Annotated in this window: 17 protein-coding genes; 12 read left to right on the top strand and 5 right to left on the bottom strand. The window is 71.3% G+C overall.

Translation table 11 applies throughout. The annotated features are described in order from the left end of the window. Nucleotides 1-257: 257 nt before the first annotated feature. The 4 genes from CSC71_RS04485 to CSC71_RS04470 form a co-directional block, all read right to left on the bottom strand. Complete coding sequence (locus CSC71_RS04485) at nucleotides 258-473, bottom strand: hypothetical protein (protein ID WP_162373156.1); 216 nt, start codon at nucleotides 471-473, stop codon at nucleotides 258-260. A gap of 74 nt (nucleotides 474-547) precedes the next feature. Continuing rightward, nucleotides 548-667, bottom strand: a complete 120-nt coding sequence (gene cydX, locus CSC71_RS04480; RefSeq protein WP_162373155.1) for a cytochrome bd-I oxidase subunit CydX — start codon at nucleotides 665-667, stop codon at nucleotides 548-550. 12 nt (nucleotides 668-679) lie between these two features. Then, nucleotides 680-1822, bottom strand: a complete 1143-nt coding sequence (gene cydB, locus CSC71_RS04475; RefSeq protein ID WP_211367854.1) for a cytochrome d ubiquinol oxidase subunit II — start codon at nucleotides 1820-1822, stop codon at nucleotides 680-682. A 27-nt stretch (nucleotides 1823-1849) separates the two neighbouring features. Then, nucleotides 1850-3448, bottom strand: a complete 1599-nt coding sequence (locus CSC71_RS04470) for a cytochrome ubiquinol oxidase subunit I (protein WP_162373153.1) — start codon at nucleotides 3446-3448, stop codon at nucleotides 1850-1852. Between the two features lie 188 nt (nucleotides 3449-3636). Here CSC71_RS04470 and ccoN point away from each other — a divergent pair, with 188 nt between their 5' ends. Genes ccoN through cydC form a run of 12 tightly spaced genes read left to right on the top strand, consistent with a single transcriptional unit; the run spans nucleotide 3637 to nucleotide 15873 of the window. After that, nucleotides 3637-5073, top strand: coding sequence for a cytochrome-c oxidase, cbb3-type subunit I (gene ccoN / locus CSC71_RS04465; protein ID WP_162373152.1), 1437 nt, complete (start codon nucleotides 3637-3639; stop codon nucleotides 5071-5073). 24 nt (nucleotides 5074-5097) lie between these two features. After that, nucleotides 5098-5721, top strand: a complete 624-nt coding sequence (gene ccoO, locus CSC71_RS04460) for a cytochrome-c oxidase, cbb3-type subunit II (RefSeq protein ID WP_162373151.1) — start codon at nucleotides 5098-5100, stop codon at nucleotides 5719-5721. Nucleotides 5722-5723: 2 nt separating this feature from the next. After that, a complete protein-coding gene (locus CSC71_RS04455) occupies nucleotides 5724-5873 on the top strand; it encodes a cbb3-type cytochrome oxidase subunit 3 (RefSeq protein WP_162373150.1) in 150 nt (49 codons plus the stop codon). Beyond that, nucleotides 5870-6802 carry a cytochrome-c oxidase, cbb3-type subunit III gene (gene ccoP / locus CSC71_RS04450; protein WP_162373149.1) on the top strand — a complete coding sequence of 311 codons (933 nt, stop codon included), beginning with the start codon at nucleotides 5870-5872 and terminating at the stop codon, nucleotides 6800-6802. The genes CSC71_RS04455 and ccoP overlap by 4 nt, the downstream gene beginning before the upstream one ends. Continuing rightward, nucleotides 6799-7089, top strand: coding sequence for a hypothetical protein (locus CSC71_RS04445; RefSeq protein WP_162373148.1), 291 nt, complete (start codon nucleotides 6799-6801; stop codon nucleotides 7087-7089). Before ccoP ends, CSC71_RS04445 begins: the two co-directional genes overlap by 4 nt. Beyond that, nucleotides 7086-8636 (top strand): 4Fe-4S dicluster domain-containing protein, encoded by a 1551-nt coding sequence (locus CSC71_RS04440; RefSeq protein WP_162373147.1) that lies wholly within the window; start codon nucleotides 7086-7088, stop codon nucleotides 8634-8636. The genes CSC71_RS04445 and CSC71_RS04440 overlap by 4 nt, the downstream gene beginning before the upstream one ends. Next, complete coding sequence (locus tag CSC71_RS04435) at nucleotides 8633-9151, top strand: FixH family protein (RefSeq protein WP_162373146.1); 519 nt, start codon at nucleotides 8633-8635, stop codon at nucleotides 9149-9151. The genes CSC71_RS04440 and CSC71_RS04435 overlap by 4 nt, the downstream gene beginning before the upstream one ends. Before the next feature lie 8 nt (nucleotides 9152-9159). Next, on the top strand, nucleotides 9160-11562 hold the full coding sequence (locus CSC71_RS04430) for a heavy metal translocating P-type ATPase (RefSeq protein ID WP_162373145.1): 2403 nt from the start codon (nucleotides 9160-9162) through the stop codon (nucleotides 11560-11562). Nucleotides 11563-11572: 10 nt separating this feature from the next. Beyond that, nucleotides 11573-11758, top strand: coding sequence for a cbb3-type cytochrome oxidase assembly protein CcoS (gene ccoS, locus CSC71_RS04425; protein WP_162373144.1), 186 nt, complete (start codon nucleotides 11573-11575; stop codon nucleotides 11756-11758). Continuing rightward, on the top strand, nucleotides 11748-12473 hold the full coding sequence (locus tag CSC71_RS04420; protein WP_162373143.1) for a sulfite exporter TauE/SafE family protein: 726 nt from the start codon (nucleotides 11748-11750) through the stop codon (nucleotides 12471-12473). The genes ccoS and CSC71_RS04420 overlap by 11 nt, the downstream gene beginning before the upstream one ends. Next, nucleotides 12470-14230 carry a thiol reductant ABC exporter subunit CydD gene (gene cydD / locus CSC71_RS04415; RefSeq protein WP_162373142.1) on the top strand — a complete coding sequence of 587 codons (1761 nt, stop codon included), beginning with the start codon at nucleotides 12470-12472 and terminating at the stop codon, nucleotides 14228-14230. The genes CSC71_RS04420 and cydD overlap by 4 nt, the downstream gene beginning before the upstream one ends. Continuing rightward, a complete protein-coding gene (gene cydC, locus CSC71_RS04410) occupies nucleotides 14227-15873 on the top strand; it encodes a thiol reductant ABC exporter subunit CydC (protein ID WP_162373141.1) in 1647 nt (548 codons plus the stop codon). Before cydD ends, cydC begins: the two co-directional genes overlap by 4 nt. Nucleotides 15874-15936: 63 nt before the next feature. Here cydC and CSC71_RS04405 read toward each other — a convergent pair whose 3' ends face one another. Next, the gene (locus CSC71_RS04405; protein ID WP_162373140.1) at nucleotides 15937-16698 is read right to left on the bottom strand and encodes a Crp/Fnr family transcriptional regulator; all 762 of its coding nucleotides are present in this window, start codon (nucleotides 16696-16698) and stop codon (nucleotides 15937-15939) included. Nucleotides 16699-17006 lie beyond the last annotated feature (308 nt).

Raw genomic sequence — 17006 nt, 5'->3', positions numbered from 1 at the left:
ATCTCCTTCCGCCCCTCTTGTCCCTCTTATATCGCCCCTTTCAACCTCGAATTGCGTAAACGTCGATACACATACGACTCCTCTTCCCCCGGCTCCCATCCCTGCCGCTCTTGCACCGCGACATATAACCCGGCCAGCAAGCGCGCGGCAACGCCAATATTGGTCGCCGGCGCATTCAGTGATCGCCGTCGGATAATGAATCGCAGGTCGTACCGCGTATCGAACACGAGGCAGGCTTTACAGAAGCCAAGCGGAGGCTACGCGGCGGCGTAACCGTCCGGATTCATCGATTGCCAGCGCCATGCGTCGCGGCACATCGCATCGACGTCGAACTTCGCCTTCCAGCCGAGCTGTCTTTGCGCCAGCGACGAGCCGACGTAGACCTCGTCCACATCGCCGGTGCAGCGTTTGATGATCCGATACAGGAATCCGGGACCGGAAGCCTTCGCGAAGGCACGCGCCAATTCCAGCACGCGCAGGTGGGGGTGCGTTTGCGAACCCCCGACATTGCCATGCGTCGGAAGGTTCGCACTATCCGGGCTATCCGCTACGACTTCCCACCGTCGCGCAGGGCGCGATCCGACTCGCGCATCTCGTACCACATGCCGTTGAGGATGGCGAAGCTGGCGGCGAGGCCCACGCCGAGTATCCACGCGAAATACCACATGACGGCTCCTCCTCAGTAGGCGTTGGGGTTCTGCTTCAGGCCGGCGTCGCCGACCTTGCCGCGCAGCACGCGGAACACCCACGCGGTGTAGGCCAGCACGATCGGCAGGAACACCAGCACCGCCAGCAGCATGATGAACAGCGTCATGTGGCTGGACGAAGCGTCCCACAATGTGAGGCTGGACTGCGGATCGATCGACGACGGCAGCAGGAACGGAAACACCGTCAGGCCTTCGGTCAGGATGATCCCGGCGATCGACAATGCCGAGGCGATGAAGGCCCAGCCGGCGCGGCCGCCGTACAGCAGCGCCGACGCCAGCAGCGCGCCGCCGATGCCGAGCAGCGGGAACAGCGCGGTCCACGGCATCGCCTTGTAGTTGGCCAGCCACGCGCCGGCCTCGATGGCCACCTGCTTGTTCAGCGGATTCGACGGCCCGGCCGGATCCAGCGCGCCGACCACGGCATAACCGGGCAGGCCCAGCACCACCCACGCGCCCGCCAGCGCGAACAGCAGCGCGGCGACGACCGCGGCGACGCTGCCGTAGCGGCGCGCGCGGCCGGCGATGGCGCCCTCGGTCTTCAGCGCCAGCATGCCAGCGCCGTGGGTGACCAGCATCGCCACGCTGACCAGCCCGCACAGCACCGCGAACGGGGTCAGCAGGCCGAAGAAGCCGCCGCTGTAGACCGGGCGCAGGTCCGCGTCGAAGTGGAACGGCACGCCGAGCAGCACGTTGCCCATCGCCACGCCGAACACCAGCGCCGGCACCGCGCCGCCGACGAACAGCGCCCAGTCCCACAGCGCGCGCCAGCGCGGGTCGGCGACCTTGCTGCGGAACTTGAAGCCGACCGGGCGCAGGATCAGCGCCAGCAGGATCAGGCACATCGCCAGGTAGAAGCCGGAGAAGCTGACCGCGTACAGCGCCGGGAACGCGGCGAAGATCGCGCCGCCGCCGAGGATCAGCCAGACCTGGTTGCCTTCCCACACCGGGCCGATCACGTTCAGCACCACGCGGCGCTCGGAATCGCTGCGCGCCACCCACGGCAGCAGCGCGGCGACGCCGAGGTCGAAGCCGTCCATCACCGCGAAGCCGATCAGCAGGATGCCGAGCAGCAGCCACCAGACCAGGCGCAGCGTGGCGTAGTCGAGGGGAATCATGCTTGCGTCCATCGTCTCGTCCTCCGCTCAGGCGCCGGCCCGCGCCAGCGGCGCGCCGCCGCCGTCGACAGGCGTGTCGTTGGGGTGGACCGCGCCGGCGACTTCGTCCGGCCCCTTCAGCACCAGCCTGCGCAGCAGCCAGACCTCGACCACCGCCAGCACCGTGTACACCACCACGAAGCCGACCAGGCTGATCACCACCTGCGACAGGCTCAGCCCGGACGCGGCGAGGAAGGTCGGCAGCACGCCGTCGATGATCCATGGCTGGCGCCCGTACTCGGCGATCAGCCAGCCGGCCTCGATCGACACCCACGGCAGCAGCAGGCTCCAGAACGCCAGCTTCAGGAACCAGCGGTGCCTGTCCAGCCGCTGCCTGGTCGCCAGCCAGAACGCGACCGCGAAGAAGGCGATGAAGTAGAAGCCCAGCAGCACCATCAGCCGGAACAGCCAGAACAGCGGCGCGACCTGCGGCACCGTGTCCCACGCGGCCTTCGCGATCTCCTCGTCGGTCGCGTTGCCGATGTCGTCGCGGTACTTCTTCAGCAGCAGCGCGTGGCCCATGTCGCGCCAGTTTTCGCTGAAGGCGATCCTCGCCGATTCGTTGAACTCGCCGCTTTTTTCCGCACGCATCACCTGCAGCGCCGCGTAGGCCTGCTGGCCGTTGCGGATGCGCTGCTCGGCGCGCTGCACCAGCTTGTCGATGCCCGGCATCTCGGTGTTCAGCGAACGCGTGCCGATCAGGCCCATGACCCACGGCACGTGCACCTGCGCGCGGTTGCTGCGGGTCTCCTGGTCGGGCAGCGCGAACAGGTTGAAGCCTGCCGGCGCCGGCTCGGTTTCCCACATCGCCTCGATCGCCGCCAGCTTCATCTTCTGGTTCTCGCCGGTGACGTAGCCGCTCTCGTCGCCCAGCACCACCACGCTCAGCGACGCGGCCAGGCCGAAGCTGGCGGCCACCGCCATCGAGCGCTTGGCGAGGTCGGCATGGCGCCCGCGCAGCAGGTAGAAGGCGCTGATCGCCATCACGAACACCGCGCCGCACACGTAGCCGGCGCTGACCGTGTGCACGAACTTGCTCTGCGCCACCGGGTTGAACAGCACCGCCATGAAGTCGCCGACCTCCATGCGCATGGTGTCCGGGTTGAACACCGCGCCGACCGGGTTCTGCATCCAGCCGTTGGCGATCAGGATCCACAGCGCCGAGAAGTTCGCGCCCAGCGCGGTCAGCCAGGTCACCGCCAGGTGCTGCACCTTCGACAGCCGGCTCCAGCCGAAGAAGAACAGGCCGATGAAGGTGGCCTCGAGGAAGAACGCCATCAGCCCCTCGATCGCCAGCGGCGCGCCGAAGATGTCGCCGACATAGTGGCTGTAGTACGACCAGTTGGTGCCGAACTGGAACTCCATGACGATGCCGGTGGCCACGCCCATGGCGAAGTTGACCCCGAACAGCGCGCCCCAGAACAGGGTCATCCGCCGCCACACGTCGCGCCCGGTCATCACGTAGACGCTCTCCATGATCGCGATCATGAAGGACAGGCCCAGGGTCAGCGGCACGAACAGGAAGTGGTACAGCGCGGTCAGCGCGAACTGCAGGCGCGACAGCTCGACGACGGTCATGTCCGGCATGGCGGGACTCCTTCGGCTCGGCGCCGGGCGATTCTGTTCCCGCAACCGCCCCGCGGCAACCGGCCACGGGCGGCCGGCCCGCGCGAATGATCCCCCAAGGGGGGGCGCGGGTCCTTGATCTGAATCAATGGCAAACGGGCGGCTCCGGCCCTATGCTTCGCGCCATCTCAGCCGCGGGAGAAGCGCGCATGCAAGGCGCCGGAGAGACCTACAACGACAAGGTGGTGCGCCAGTTCGCCGTGATGACCGTGGTCTGGGGCATCGTCGGCATGCTGGTCGGGGTGCTGATCGCCGCCCAGCTGTACTGGCCGGCCCTGAACTTCGACCTGCCGTGGCTGAGCTACGGCCGGCTGCGCCCGCTGCACACCAACGCGGTGATCTTCGCCTTCGGCGGCAGCGCGCTGTTCGCCACCAGCCTGCACGTCGTGCAGCGCACCAGCCACGTGCGGCTGATCTCGGACAAGCTGGCGGCGTTCGTGTTCTGGGGCTGGCAGGCGGTCATCGTCGCCGCCGCGGTGACCCTGCCGCTGGGCTACACCCAGGGCAAGGAATACGCCGAGCTGGAGTGGCCGATCGACATCCTGATCGCGGTGGTCTGGGTCGCCTACGCGGTGCTGTTCTTCGGCACCATCGCCATCCGCAAGGTCAAGCACATCTACGTGGCCAACTGGTTCTACGGCGCCTACATCATCGCCGTGGCCCTGCTGCACATCGTCAACAACATCTCGATCCCGGTCGGGGCGTTCAAGTCCTACCCGGTGTACAGCGGCGCCGTCGACGCGATGGTGCAGTGGTGGTACGGGCACAACGCGGTCGGCTTCTTCCTGACCGCCGGCTTCCTCGGGATGATGTACTACTTCGTGCCCAAGCAGGCGCAGCGGCCGATCTACTCGTACCGCCTGTCGATCGTGCACTTCTGGGCGCTGATCGCCGTGTACATGTGGGCCGGCCCGCACCACCTGCACTACACCGCGCTGCCGGACTGGGCGCAGTCGCTGGGCATGGTGTTCTCGCTGATCCTGCTGGCGCCGTCCTGGGGCGGCGCGATCAACGGCATCCTGACCCTGTCGGGGGTGTGGCACAAGCTGCGCACCGACCCGATCCTGAAGTTCCTGATCGTGTCGCTGTCGTTCTACATGATGAGCACGTTCGAGGGGCCGATGATGTCGATCAAGACGGTCAACTCGCTCAGCCACTACACCGACTGGACCGTGGGCCACGTGCACGCCGGCGCGCTGGGCTGGGTGGCGATGATCTCGATCGGCGCGATCTACGCGCTGCTGCCGCGCCTGCTGGGCCGCGAGCGCATGTACTCGGTCAAGGCCATCGACACGCACTTCTGGCTGCACACCGTCGGCGTGGTGTTCTACATCGCCTCGATGTGGATTGCCGGGGTGATGCAGGGCCTGATGTGGCGCGCGACCAACGCCGACGGCACGCTGACCTACAGCTTCGTCGAGGCGCTCAACGCGACCTACCCGTACTACCTGATCCGCCTCGGCGGCGGCCTGCTGGTGCTGAGCGGCATGTGCCTGATGGCGTGGAACGTGTGGCGCACCTACGCCGCCGGCAGCGCGGCGACGCAGCCGGTGCTGGTTCCCGATGCTTCCGAAGCCCGCGCCTGAGAACGTGCCTGTCGAGAGAAGGACATGAGCGAATCCAACAACTCCCACGAGAAGATCGAGCGCAACGTCGGGCTGATGGCGGTGCTGATCGCCGCCGCGGTCTCGTTCGGCGGCCTGGCCGAGATCGTGCCGCTGATGTTCCAGGCCGAGGCGATCGAGCCGCTGCCCGGGGTCGAACCGTACCCGGCACTGCAGCTGGCCGGGCGCGACGTGTACGTGCGCGAGGGCTGCTACAACTGCCATTCGCAGATGGTGCGCACGCTGCGCTTCGAGAGCGAGCGCTACGGCCACTACTCGCTGGCCGGCGAATCGGTGTACGACCGCCCGTTCCAGTGGGGCAGCAAGCGCACCGGGCCGGACCTGGCGCGGGTCGGCGGGCGCTATTCCGACGACTGGCACCGCGTGCACCTGATCAACCCGCGCGACGTGGTGCCCGAATCGAACATGCCCGGCTTCCCGTGGCTGGCCGACAACCCGGTCGACGGCGCCACGGTGGCGAAGCGGATGCGCGGGCTGCAGGCGCTGGGCGACCCGTACAGCGACGCGCAGATCGAGCAGGCGCAGGCCGACGTGCAGGGCAAGACCGAACTGGACGCGGTGGTGGCCTACCTGCAGGGCCTGGGCAAGCACGCGCCGAAGGGGGGCTGAGCATGGTTTCCGGCATCGTCACCGCGATCCTGCTGGCGCTGTTCGTCGGCGGCTGGGTCTGGGCGTGGAATCCGCGCCACAAGGCCGACTTCGACGCGACCGCGCGCCTGCCGCTGGATGATGAAAACGACAATGGGGGGAATCGGCCATGAGTACCGGCTGGACATGGTTCGTCATCGTGCTGGTCGTGATCAACCTGGCCGGTTGCGGCGCCCTGCTGTGGTGGACGTCGCGGCGGCACCCGGGCGACCCGGCACCGGAAGACACCAGCCACGTCTGGGACGGCGACCTGACCGAATACAACAAGCCGCTGCCGCGCTGGTGGATCAACCTGTTCTACCTGACCCTCGCCTTCGCCGTCGGCTACATCTTCTGGTTCGGCGGCCTCGGCGGCATCGCCGGCTACGGCAAGTGGTCGTCGAAGGCCGAGCACGCGGCGGACAAGGCGCTGGCCACGCAGAAACTCGAGGCGACCTTCCGCCCCTACGCCGGCCAGCCGATCGACAGGCTGGCGCAGAACCCGAAGGCGCTGGCGCTGGGCCGGCAGATCTTCGCCAACACCTGCGCCACCTGCCACGGCTCGACCGCGCAGGGCGCGATCGGCTACCCGAACCTGACCGACGACATCTGGCACTGGGGCGGCGATCCGGACGCGATCCTGACCACCGTGCTCGACGGCCGCCAGGGCGTGATGCCCGAGTGGGGCACGGCGCTGGCCGGCATGGGCGGTCCGGACGCGGTCGACTACGTCGTCGCCTACGTGCGCACCCTGCGCGACCCGTCGCTGCTGTATAACGACTATCTGGCCGCACGCGGCAAGAAGCTGTACGACGGCATCTGCGTGGCCTGCCACGGCGTCGACGGCAAGGGCAACCAGGCGCTCGGCGCGCCCGACCTGACCGACGACTACTGGCTGTACGGCAACAGCAAGGAAAGCCTGGTGCAGACCGTCAGCAAGGGCCGCCAGGGCACGATGCCGGCGCACCGCGAACTGCTCGGCGAAACCCGCTCGCGGCTGGCCGCCGCCTACGTGTGGTCGCTGTCGCACCCCCCCGCCCCAGAGACCGCGCAAGGCCCATGAACGTTCCGCGCCAACCTCCCCTCGACGACGCCGGTCCGCGCGTACGCCGGATCGGCGCGATCCTGTGGCCGAGCTTCTTCAGCGCCGGCGTCTGCACCATGGTCTTCTTCGCCTTCATCGATCCGCTGGAACTGCGCGACATCACCTTCCCGCAGCTGCAGATCACCCGCGAACTCGGCTACACGCTGGGTTTCTTCGTTTTCTGGCTGGCGACCGCGGCGTCCAGCCTGTTCACATGGATCCTGCTGCGCGCGGTCGGCCGCGACCAGCGCCTGCCCCCGCAATGAATACACGCACCCAAGACGACGCCGGCGCCGGCGGTTCGTTCTACGTCAGCGAACGCAAGGTCTACCCGCGCGAGGTTTCCGGCCCGCTGGCGCGGCTGCGCACCGCGGCGGTGTTCTGGCTGCTGGGCATGTTCTACCTGTTCCCGTGGCTGCGCTGGGACGGGCACCAGGCGGTGCTGTTCGACCTGCCGGCGCGCAAGTTCCACGTGTTCGGCCTGACCTTCTGGCCGCAGGACTTCCTGTTCCTGGCGCTGCTGCTGATCATCGCCGCGCTGGCGCTGTTCTTCTTCACCGCGCTGGCCGGGCGCCTGTGGTGCGGCTACGCCTGCCCGCAGACGGTGTGGACCGAAGTGTTCCTGTGGATGGAGCGCTGGACCGAGGGCGACCGCAACAAGCGGATGAAGCTCGACGCCGGCCCGTGGACCCGCGAGAAGCTGCTGCGCAAGGGCGCCAAGCACGCGCTGTGGGCGCTGTTCGCGCTGTGGACCGGCTTCACCTTCGTCGGCTTCTTCACCCCGATCACCGACCTGGCCTCGCGCCTGGCGCCGTTCGGGTGGGGCGGCTGGGAAACCTTCTGGGTGTTCTTCTACGCCCTCGCCACCTGGGGCAACGCCGGCTTCCTGCGCGAGCAGGTGTGCAAGTACATGTGCCCGTACGCGCGCTTCCAGAGCGCGATGTTCGACCGCAACACGCTGCTGATCGCCTACGACCCGATGCGCGGCGAACCGCGCGGGCCGCGCAAGCGCATCCCCAGCGTGCTGCAGCGCGAACGCGGCCTGCTCGACCTGGAAACCGCCAACGACTACGCGGTGCGCGCGCACTTCAACCCCAGCGCCGCCGACGAGCGCCTGCAGGCGCACGGCACCATCACCTTCGGCGGCGCCGGCGCCGCCGCCGCGTTCGCGCCGCTGCCGAAGTTCGCCCCGGAGCAACTGGGCGACTGCATCGACTGCACGATCTGCGTGCAGGTCTGCCCGACCGGCATCGACATCCGCAACGGCCTGCAGTACGAGTGCATCGCCTGCGGCGCCTGCATCGACGCCTGCAACGGCGTGATGCAGAAGCTGGGCTACCCGGACGGCCTGATCCGCTACTCGACGCAGAACGCGATCGAGGGCAAGCGCTCCCGCATCCTGCGCCCGCGCGTGCTGGTCTACGGCGCCCTGCTGGCCGCGCTGCTGGCCGGCTGGGGCTGGGGCGTGACCCACCGCAGCGCGCTGATCGTCGAAGCGCTGCGCGACCGCAACGCGCTGTACCGCGAGGCCGCCGACGGCACGGTCGAGAACGGCTACATGCTGAAGCTGGCCAACAAGGACACCGCCGCGCACCGCTACCGCGTGCGCGTGGAAACCAACGCCGCGGGCATCGCCGTGCAGGGCGGCGACGCGCTGGTCGAGGCCGGCGCGGAGCAGGTGGTTTCGCTGCCGGTGGTCGCGGTCGCGCCGGCCGGCACTCGTGGCCGCCACGAGATCCGCTTCGTCGTCGAGCAGGCCGACGGCGACGCGCGCAAGACCATCGACAGCAGCTTCTTCGGACCGACCCGATGAGCCGCCCCGATTCGAAGAAAGACGCCAGGCCCTTCTGGCGCGAACCGATGGTGTGGCTGGTGCTGGGCATCCCGCTGGCCTCGATCGTGGTCGGCGTCGGCCTGGTGGTGGTCGCCGCGCGCAGCGGCGGCGACGACGCGGTCGGCGACGAGGTCCGCCGCGTCTCGCAGATCCAGACCACCGACCTCGGCCCCGACCAGGCCGCGCGCCAGCGCGGACTGCTCGCGGTGCTCCGGGTCGCGGACGGCGTGGTCGAAGTGCTGCCGGCCAGCGCCGGCTTCGACCGCGCCGCGCCGCTGCGCGCGACCTTCGAACACCCGCTGCACGCCGAAGCCGACCTGCAGTTGCAGCTGCAGCCCGGCACGCTCGGCTGGCGCGCCGACGCGCGGATCGACAACGGCCACGCCTGGCGCGTGCAGCTGGCGCCGGCCGATGGCAGCTGGCGCTTGCGCGGCCGCCTCGAGCGCGGGCAGCAGGCCGCGCGCCTGGCGCCGGCGCTGGACAGCGACGACTAGGCGACGCCATGGGCAGGCTGGAACAGCCCGGCGCCGCGATCGCCTGCCACCACTGCGGGGAACCGGTACCGGATCCGCCGGTGTGGCTGCAGGCCGACGGCGAAGCGCAACCGTTCTGCTGCCACGGCTGCGCCGCCGCCGCCGACTGGATCCGCGACAACGACCTGGGTGGCTACTACCGCCTGCGCAGCGCGGCCGCCGGTCGCGTCGGCGACGACGTCCCCGATCTCGGCGACTGGGACCGCGCGGAACTGCTCGACCAGCACAGCCGCGCGGTCGACGGCGGCCGCGAGATCGTGGTGCTCACCGACGCGATGCGCTGCGCCGCCTGCGCCTGGCTGATCGACCGCGCGCTGAGCCGCGAACCGGGCGTGATCGACTGCACCGCCAACGCGGTGACCGGGCGCATCCGCATCGCGTGGGACCCGCTGCGCACCGCGTTGTCGCCGCTGCTGCGGCGGCTGGCGCTGCTCGGCTACCGGCCCTACCTCGCCGCCGGCGAGGAAATCGAACGCGCGCGCCGCGCCGAACGCCGGCGCTGGCTGCTGCGCCTCGGCGTGGCCGGGCTCGGCGCGCTGCAGGCGATGATGTTCGCCGAGGCGCTGTACCTGGACACCGCCAACGCGATGCCGGCGCCGACCCGCGACTTCTTCCGCTGGCTGACCTTCCTGGTGGCGACGCCGGTGGTGTTCTACTCGGGCTGGCCGTTCCTGGCCGGCGCATGGAACGAACTGCGCCGGCGCCGCGTCGGCATGGACCTGCTGATCGCCGGCTCGACCCTGCTGGCCTATTTCGCCAGCCTGGTGGAGACCTTCCGCGGCGGCGCGCACGTCTGGTACGACGCCGCGGTGATGTTCGTGTTCCTGCTGCTGGCCGCGCGCATGCTCGAGCAGCGCGCGCGCAACACCGCCAATGCGCAGGTCGATGCGCTGGCGCGGGCACGGCCGGTGTTCGCGGTCCGCGAGCGCGACGACGGCGGCCGCGAATCGGTGCCGGCGTCGGCGCTGCGCGAAGGCGACGTCGTGCGCGTCGCCGCCGGCGACAACGCGCCGGCCGACGGTACGCTGCTCGATGGCGAAGCGAGCTTCGAGGAAGCGCTGCTCACCGGCGAAGCGCAACCGGTGGCGAAGGCGCCCGGCGACCCGGTCTACGCCGGCACGCAGTGCCGCGAGCGCCCGGCGCGGTTGCGCGTCACCGGGGTCGGCCAGGCCACCCGGCTGTCGCAACTGGTCGCGCTGGTCGAGCGCGCGCAGGCACACCGCCCGCCGGTCGCGCGCCTGGCCGACCGCGTCGGCGCGCACTTCGTCGCCGGCCTGCTGCTGGTGGCGTTCGCGACCTGGCTGTTCTGGCACCAGTACATGCCCGGGCGCGCGTTCGAGGTGACCCTCGCCGTGCTGGTGATCAGCTGCCCGTGCGCGCTGTCGCTGTCGGTGCCGGCGGCGCTGGCCTGCGTGCATGGCGCGCTGGCGAAGATCGGCGTGCTGGCCACCCGGCCCGAAGCGCTGGACGCGCTGGCCCGCGCCAGCGACGTGGTTTTCGACAAGACCGGCACGCTCAGCGACGGCAAGCCGACGCTGGACGGCATCGAAACCTTCGGCGACTTCGATCCGTTCCGCGCGCTGTCGATCGCCGCCGCGCTGGAGCGCGACAGCGGCCACCCGCTGCGCATCGCGTTCGCGCCGTTCGACAAGGGCCTGCCCGCCAGCGCCGTCGCCGCGCACGCCGGGCGCGGCGTGCAGGGATCGGTCGAAGGACGCAGCTGGCGGCTGGGGCGCGCCGACTTCGCCGCGGGCGGCGCGGAAGACGACGACCGGCTGTGGCTTGGCGACGGCCAGCACGGCGTGGCCTGCTTCCAGTTGCGCGAGAACCCGCGCGCCGACGCCGCGCTGGCGCTGGCCGCGTTGCGCCAGCAGGGCCTGCGCCTGCACCTGTCGAGCGGCGACGCCGAGGGCCCGGTGCGCCGCTTCGCCGCGGCGCTGGCGATTCCCGCGCCGCACGCGCGGCAGACGCCGGAGGACAAGCTGGCGATGGTGCGCAAGCTGCAGGACGAAGGCCGGACGGTGGCGATGGTCGGCGACGGCCTCAACGACGCGCCGGTGCTGGCCGGCGCCGACGTGTCGATCGCGATGGGCGAAGGCGCGCCGCTGGCGCAGAGCGCCGCCGACCTGGTGACGACCGGCGCCGGCCTGTGGCGGATTCCCGAAGCGATCGAACTGGCGCGGCGCACGCGCCGGGTGATCCGCCAGAACCTGGCGTGGGCGCTGGCCTACAATCTGCTGGCATTGCCGCTGGCGATCAGCGGGCACGCCACGCCGTGGGTGGCCGCGCTGGGCATGGCGGCATCGTCGCTGCTGGTCACCGCGAACGCGCTGCGGCTGACCCGCGTCCGCCCCGGGAGGATCGCGCCATGAGCGCAGCGCCATGAACATCCTGTTGATGCTGGTGCCGATCAGCCTGGTGCTGCTGGGTGTGGCCATCGCCGCGTTCGTGTGGGCGGTCAGGCGCGGCCAGTTCGACGACCTCGACACGCCGGCGCTGGACATCCTCGAGGACGACGACAGGCCTTCCGGCCGGCCCCGCGAACGGAACGCGCGCGATGCCGGTTGACGGGCTGGTGCTGCTCGCGGCGCTGGCCGCCGGCACGCTGGGCAGCGCGCATTGCGCGGCGATGTGCGGCGGCATCGCCACCGGTTTCTCCGCGGCCTCGGCCTCGCGCGGCTGGCTGCCGGCGCTGCAGGTGAACCTGGGCCGCGTCGCCGGCTACGTCGCCGCCGGCGCGCTGGCCGGCGGCATCGGCGGCGGGCTGCTGAAGGTGCTTCGCATCGAATGGCTGGCGCTGGGCCTGCGCATGGCCACGGGCGGGGTGCTGGTGCTGGTCGCGCTGCGTCTGTTCGACCGCGGCGGGCGCTTCGATTTCCTCGCCAGGCCCGGCGCGAAGCTGTGGTCGAAGCTGCAGCCGCTGCAGCGCGCGCTGCTGCCGGCCGACCAGGGCTGGCGGCGCTTCGCGCTGGGCATGCTGTGGGGCTGGCTGCCGTGCGGGCTGAGCCTGAGCCTGCTGACCGCCGCATGGCTGCAGGGCAACGCGCGCGACGCGGCGCTGACCATGGCCGCGTTCGGCCTCGGCACGCTGCCGGTGATGCTGCCGCTGACCTGGTCCGGCGCACGCCTGTCCGGCTGGCTGCACCGCCCCGGCTGGCGGCGCGCCGCCGCCGGCGTGGTGCTGCTCGCCGGCCTGCTGACCCTGTCGGCGCCGTGGCTGATGCGCGTGCCGGCGCTGCACGGCGCGCTGTCGGCGCTGGGTTGTGGCAGCCTGCCGGCATGACCGCGGGCGTAGCGACGCAGCACGGCAGCGAAAACGCACGACCGACGCCTTCGCGACGCCTGGCCGCCCTCGGCGCGCCCGGGAACGCGTCGTTGCGCGCCGCCTCCGCCGCGCAGGTGCTGGCCGGCTGGCTGCTGGTCGCGCAGGCGGCGGCGATCGCGATCGCGGTGCAGCGCGTGTTCGTCGAACGCGCCCCGCCCGGGCAGTCCCTGCCGGCGTTCGCGTGGCTGGCGGCCATCGCGCTGTTGCGCGCCGCGCTGGCGTGGCTGGCGTGCGACCGCGCCGATGCGGCGGTCGCGCGGATCCGCCAGCGCTTGCGCACGGAGCTGTTCCGCCGGCTGCTCGGGCACGGCCCGCGCTGGCTGCGCCGGCAACGCAGCGGCGGGCTGGCGGAACTGGCCGGCGCGCACGTCGACGCGATCGGACGCCACTTCGGCAATTACGTGCCCGCGCGCGCCGAAGTCGCCGCGGTGCCGCCGCTACTGCTGGTCGCGGCATTCTTCGTCGACCGCGTCGTCGGCACGATCCTGCTGCTGACCCTGCCGCTGATCCCGGTGTTCATGATGCTGGCCGGCTGGGGCGCGGAAGCGGCGAGCCGCCGCCAGCTGCAGGCGCTGGCGCGGATGGGCGGCCACTTCGCCGACCGCCTGCGCGGGCTCGGCCTGATCCGCCTGTACGGCCGCGGCGCGGCCGAACTGGACGGCGTGCGCGAAGCCGCCGAAGACCTGCGCGTGCGCACGATGAAGGTGTTGCGCATCGCCCTGCTGTCGTCGGCGGTGCTGGAATTCTTCGCCTCGATCAGCGTGGCGATGGTCGCGGTCTACCTGGGCCTGACCCACCTCGGCATGCTGCATTTGCGCGCCGCGCCGCCGAGCCTGGCCGCCGGCGTGTTCTGCCTGCTGCTCGCGCCGGAGTTCTACGCGCCGCTGCGCCGGCTCGCCGCGCACTACCACGACCGTGCAGCCGCCCTCGCCGCCCTCGACGAAATCGAACGCATTGCGCCGGAAATCCCGCCCGCGGGGGCGATGCCGGTCGCGAACGGAGTCCCGGCGACAGGTCTCGAAACCAGCGCCGATCCGGCGGAAGCGAATGCCGGCCTCGCGTCCGCGACCGGCGTCGCTGCCGCGGGATGCGTTGTCGTTGCCGACCTGGCGCTGCGACCCGAGGACGCGGCGCAGCCGGTATTCGAACGCCTTTGCTTCCAACTCGCCCGCGACGACCGCCTCGCCGTCGTTGGCCGCAGCGGCTGCGGCAAGAGCACGCTGCTGGAAGCGCTGGCCGGCTGGCTGCCGCCGGCGGCCGGCGGGATCCGCCGCGATCCATCGCTGCGCATCGGCTACGCGCCGCAACGCCCGCACCTGTTCCACGGCAGCATCGCCGACAACCTGCGCATCGCCGCGCCGCACGCCGGCGACGCGCAACTGCACGCCGCCGCCGAAGCCGCGCAGGTGCTGCGCTTCGCCGCGAAGCTGCCGCAGGGGCTGGACACGCGCATCGGCGAGCGCGGCTTCGGCCTGTCCGGCGGCGAGGCGCGGCGCATCGCGCTGGCGCGCGCGCTGCTGCGCGAGCCGGACCTGCTGCTGCTCGACGAGCCGACCGCGTTCCTCGACCCGGACACCGAGGCCGCGCTGCTCGCGGCGCTCGACGCATTCGCGCGCGGACGCATCCTGGTGCTCGCCACGCACAGCGCCGCGGCGATGCGCATGGCGGGACGCGTGCTGCGCCTGCCGGAAGGCCGCATCGAGGCGGCGCGATGAACGCGATCCTCCGCCGGCACTGGCGCGGCGTCGCGCTGACCGTCGCGCTGCTGCTGTCGACCCTGCTCGCCGGCGCGGGCCTGCTCGGCCTGGCCGGGCACTTCCTCACCGCCGCGGCGCTGGCCGGCTACGCGACCGGCTTCAACTTCTTCGGCCCGTCGGCCGGCATCCGCGCGCTGACCTTCGCGCGGATACTCTCGCGCTATTTCGAAAAACTGAGCGGGCACGAAACGACGCTGCGCATCGCCCGCGACCTGCGCACGTGGCTGTTCGCGAAGCTGCTGCCGCTGGCGCCGCTGGGCCTGGGCCGGCATCGCGGCGGCGACCTGGTGGCGCGGCTGGTCGCCGACGTCGACAACCTCGATGGCCTGCTGGTGCGCGCGCGGGGGCCGCTGCTGGCGCTGGCAACGCTGGCGGCCGTCGCCGTGGCGGTGGCACTGGCCGCGCTGCCGGACGCCGGCGTGCTGCTCGCCTGCGTGCTGCTGGCCCTCGGCTTCGGCGTTCCGCTGCTGGTCGATGCCGGCAACCACGACCTCGAGCCGCGGGCCGCGCGCGCCCGCGCGGCGATGCGCAGCGCGGTGCTGGAAGGCCTGGAAGGCGCGACCGACCTCGCCGCGATGGAGGCCGGCGCAAGCTGGATCGCGCAGGTCGAAGCGCGCAGCCGCGAACTCGAGGCGCTGGAACGCTCCCGCGCGCGTCGCGTGGCGCTGGGCACGGCGCTGCATGCCGCGCTGGTCGCACTGGCGCTGCCGGCGCTGCTGTGGCTGCTGCTCGATTCGGCGCATGCCGGCCGCCTGTCCGCGCCCGCCGCCGGCGGCCTGTTCTTCATGGCGCTGGCGGCGTTCGAGGCCGCCGCCGGCGTCGGCCCGGCCTGGCAGTCGCTGCGCGCGGCGCAGGCTTCGCGGCACCGGCTGCAAGCGCTCGCAATGCAGGCGCCGCCGGTCGCCGATCCGGCGGTGGCGCCGCAAACGCCGTTGCCGCAGGCGGAACTGGAATTCCGCGAGGTTCATTTCCGCTGGCACGACGGCGAGCGCGAAGTGCTGGCCGGCGCGAACCTGCGCATCGCCCCCGGCCAGCGCATCGCCATCCACGGCGACAGCGGCGAAGGCAAGAGTTCGCTGCTGGCGCTGGCGTTGCGCCTGCGCGACCCGCAGTCGGGCTCGGTGCGCCATGGCGGCATCGACCTGCGCGGATTCGACCCGGCCGACTGGCACGCGCGCAGCGCCTGGCTGCCGCAGGACGCGCCGGTGTTCGCCGGCAGCGTGCGCGACAACCTGCGCCTCGGCGATCCGCACGCCGACGACGCGCGATTGTGGCGCGCGCTGCAGCAGGCGAAGCTGGATGCCGCGATCCGCGCGTTGCCGGACGGACTGGACGCGTGGATCGGCGAACGCGGCGCGACGCTCTCCGCCGGCCAGGCGCGGCGCCTGGCGTTGGCGCGCGCGCTGCTGCGCGAGGCGCCGCTGCTGCTGCTCGACGAGCCGACCGAAGGCCTCGACGTCGACACCGCGAACGAACTGCTGCGCGACATCGCCGCCGCCAGCGGGACGCGCAGCGTGCTGCTGGTCTGCCACGACGAACTGCCCGATGGCGTCGTGCACGCGAGCTATCGCCTCATCGACGGCAAGCTGGTCCCGGCGTAGGCGCGCCCCACGGGCGCGTGGTCCTTCGCGGGAGCGCCACCCGCGGCGCATGCGCGGGGCGGATCAGCCGCGCGCTTCGGCCAGCGCCTCCAGCGCTTCCGGCTGCAGCAGCCGCACGTGCTGCGGATCGTCGGTGGCGATGGCCCCCTGGCTGCGCAGCTTGGTGAAGCAGCGGCTGACGGTTTCCACGGTCAGGCCGAGGTAGTCGGCGATGTCGGCGCGGGTCATCGGCAGGGCCACGCTCGCTTCGTCGAGGCCCTGGCGCTTGCGCCGCGCGGCCATGTCGAGCAGGAACCCGGCGAGGCGCTCGACCGGCGTCATCCGCGCCAGCGACATCAGGTTGTTGCGGGTGTTGTCCAGTTCCACGCAGGCGCGCTCCAGCAGTTCGCGCTCCAGCTCCGGGTAGCGGTCGCACAGCTCGCGCATGTCCTGCGACGAGAACGCGCACAGCACGCTGTCCTCGATCGCCTCGATCGAATGGCGGTAGCGGGTGGCGCCGCTGAAGCCGATGAAGTCGCCCGGCATCAGGAACCCGGCCACCAGCCGGCGGCCGTCGGGCAGGAAACGGATCCGCCGCAGCGAGCCGGAGGTCACCGTGAATACGTAGCGGCGGGTGTCGCCTTCGCGCGCCAGCACCTGCCCGGCGGGCACCACCACGTCGCCGGCGTGCTGCTCCAGGGCGGCGGCTTCTTCCGCCGGCAGCGCGCTGCAGATCGCCAGGTGCCGCACCAGGCAGCCGGTGCAGCCATGCGCGTCGCAATGGTTCTGCACAACGCGCAATCGCGACGCTTGGCCGATCGGCCGGTTGAGGACGCGGATGTTCATGGACGGGCTTCGACGATCTGCCTTCTGCACATGCACATCATACGCAGCTTGCCGGCGGAAACCGGTCAATACGCCCAAAGTCGGGTACAATGCGCGCCGCTTGCAGGCGGCCGTCGTTTCCCATCGGCATGCCCCCCACGGGCCGAACGGCAGGGCTGAACGCCCCGCCAGCCCTCCCGACGCCTTTCGCCCTGCAAGCGCGGCCCGCCGTCCGGCTCCGCCGTCCATCCCCTCTCGCAGCGCGGTTCATCGGGAACGCTTCGGGTAGCCATCGCATCGCCTCGATCGCGACATCCGCCTTGCCGGCG

Source organism: Pseudoxanthomonas sangjuensis, assembly GCF_010211755.1.
Taxonomy (GTDB): Bacteria; Pseudomonadota; Gammaproteobacteria; order Xanthomonadales; family Xanthomonadaceae; genus Pseudoxanthomonas_A; species Pseudoxanthomonas_A sangjuensis.
Note: the sequence above shows the minus strand (reverse complement) of the source record. Positions and strands in the feature narration are given on the sequence as shown.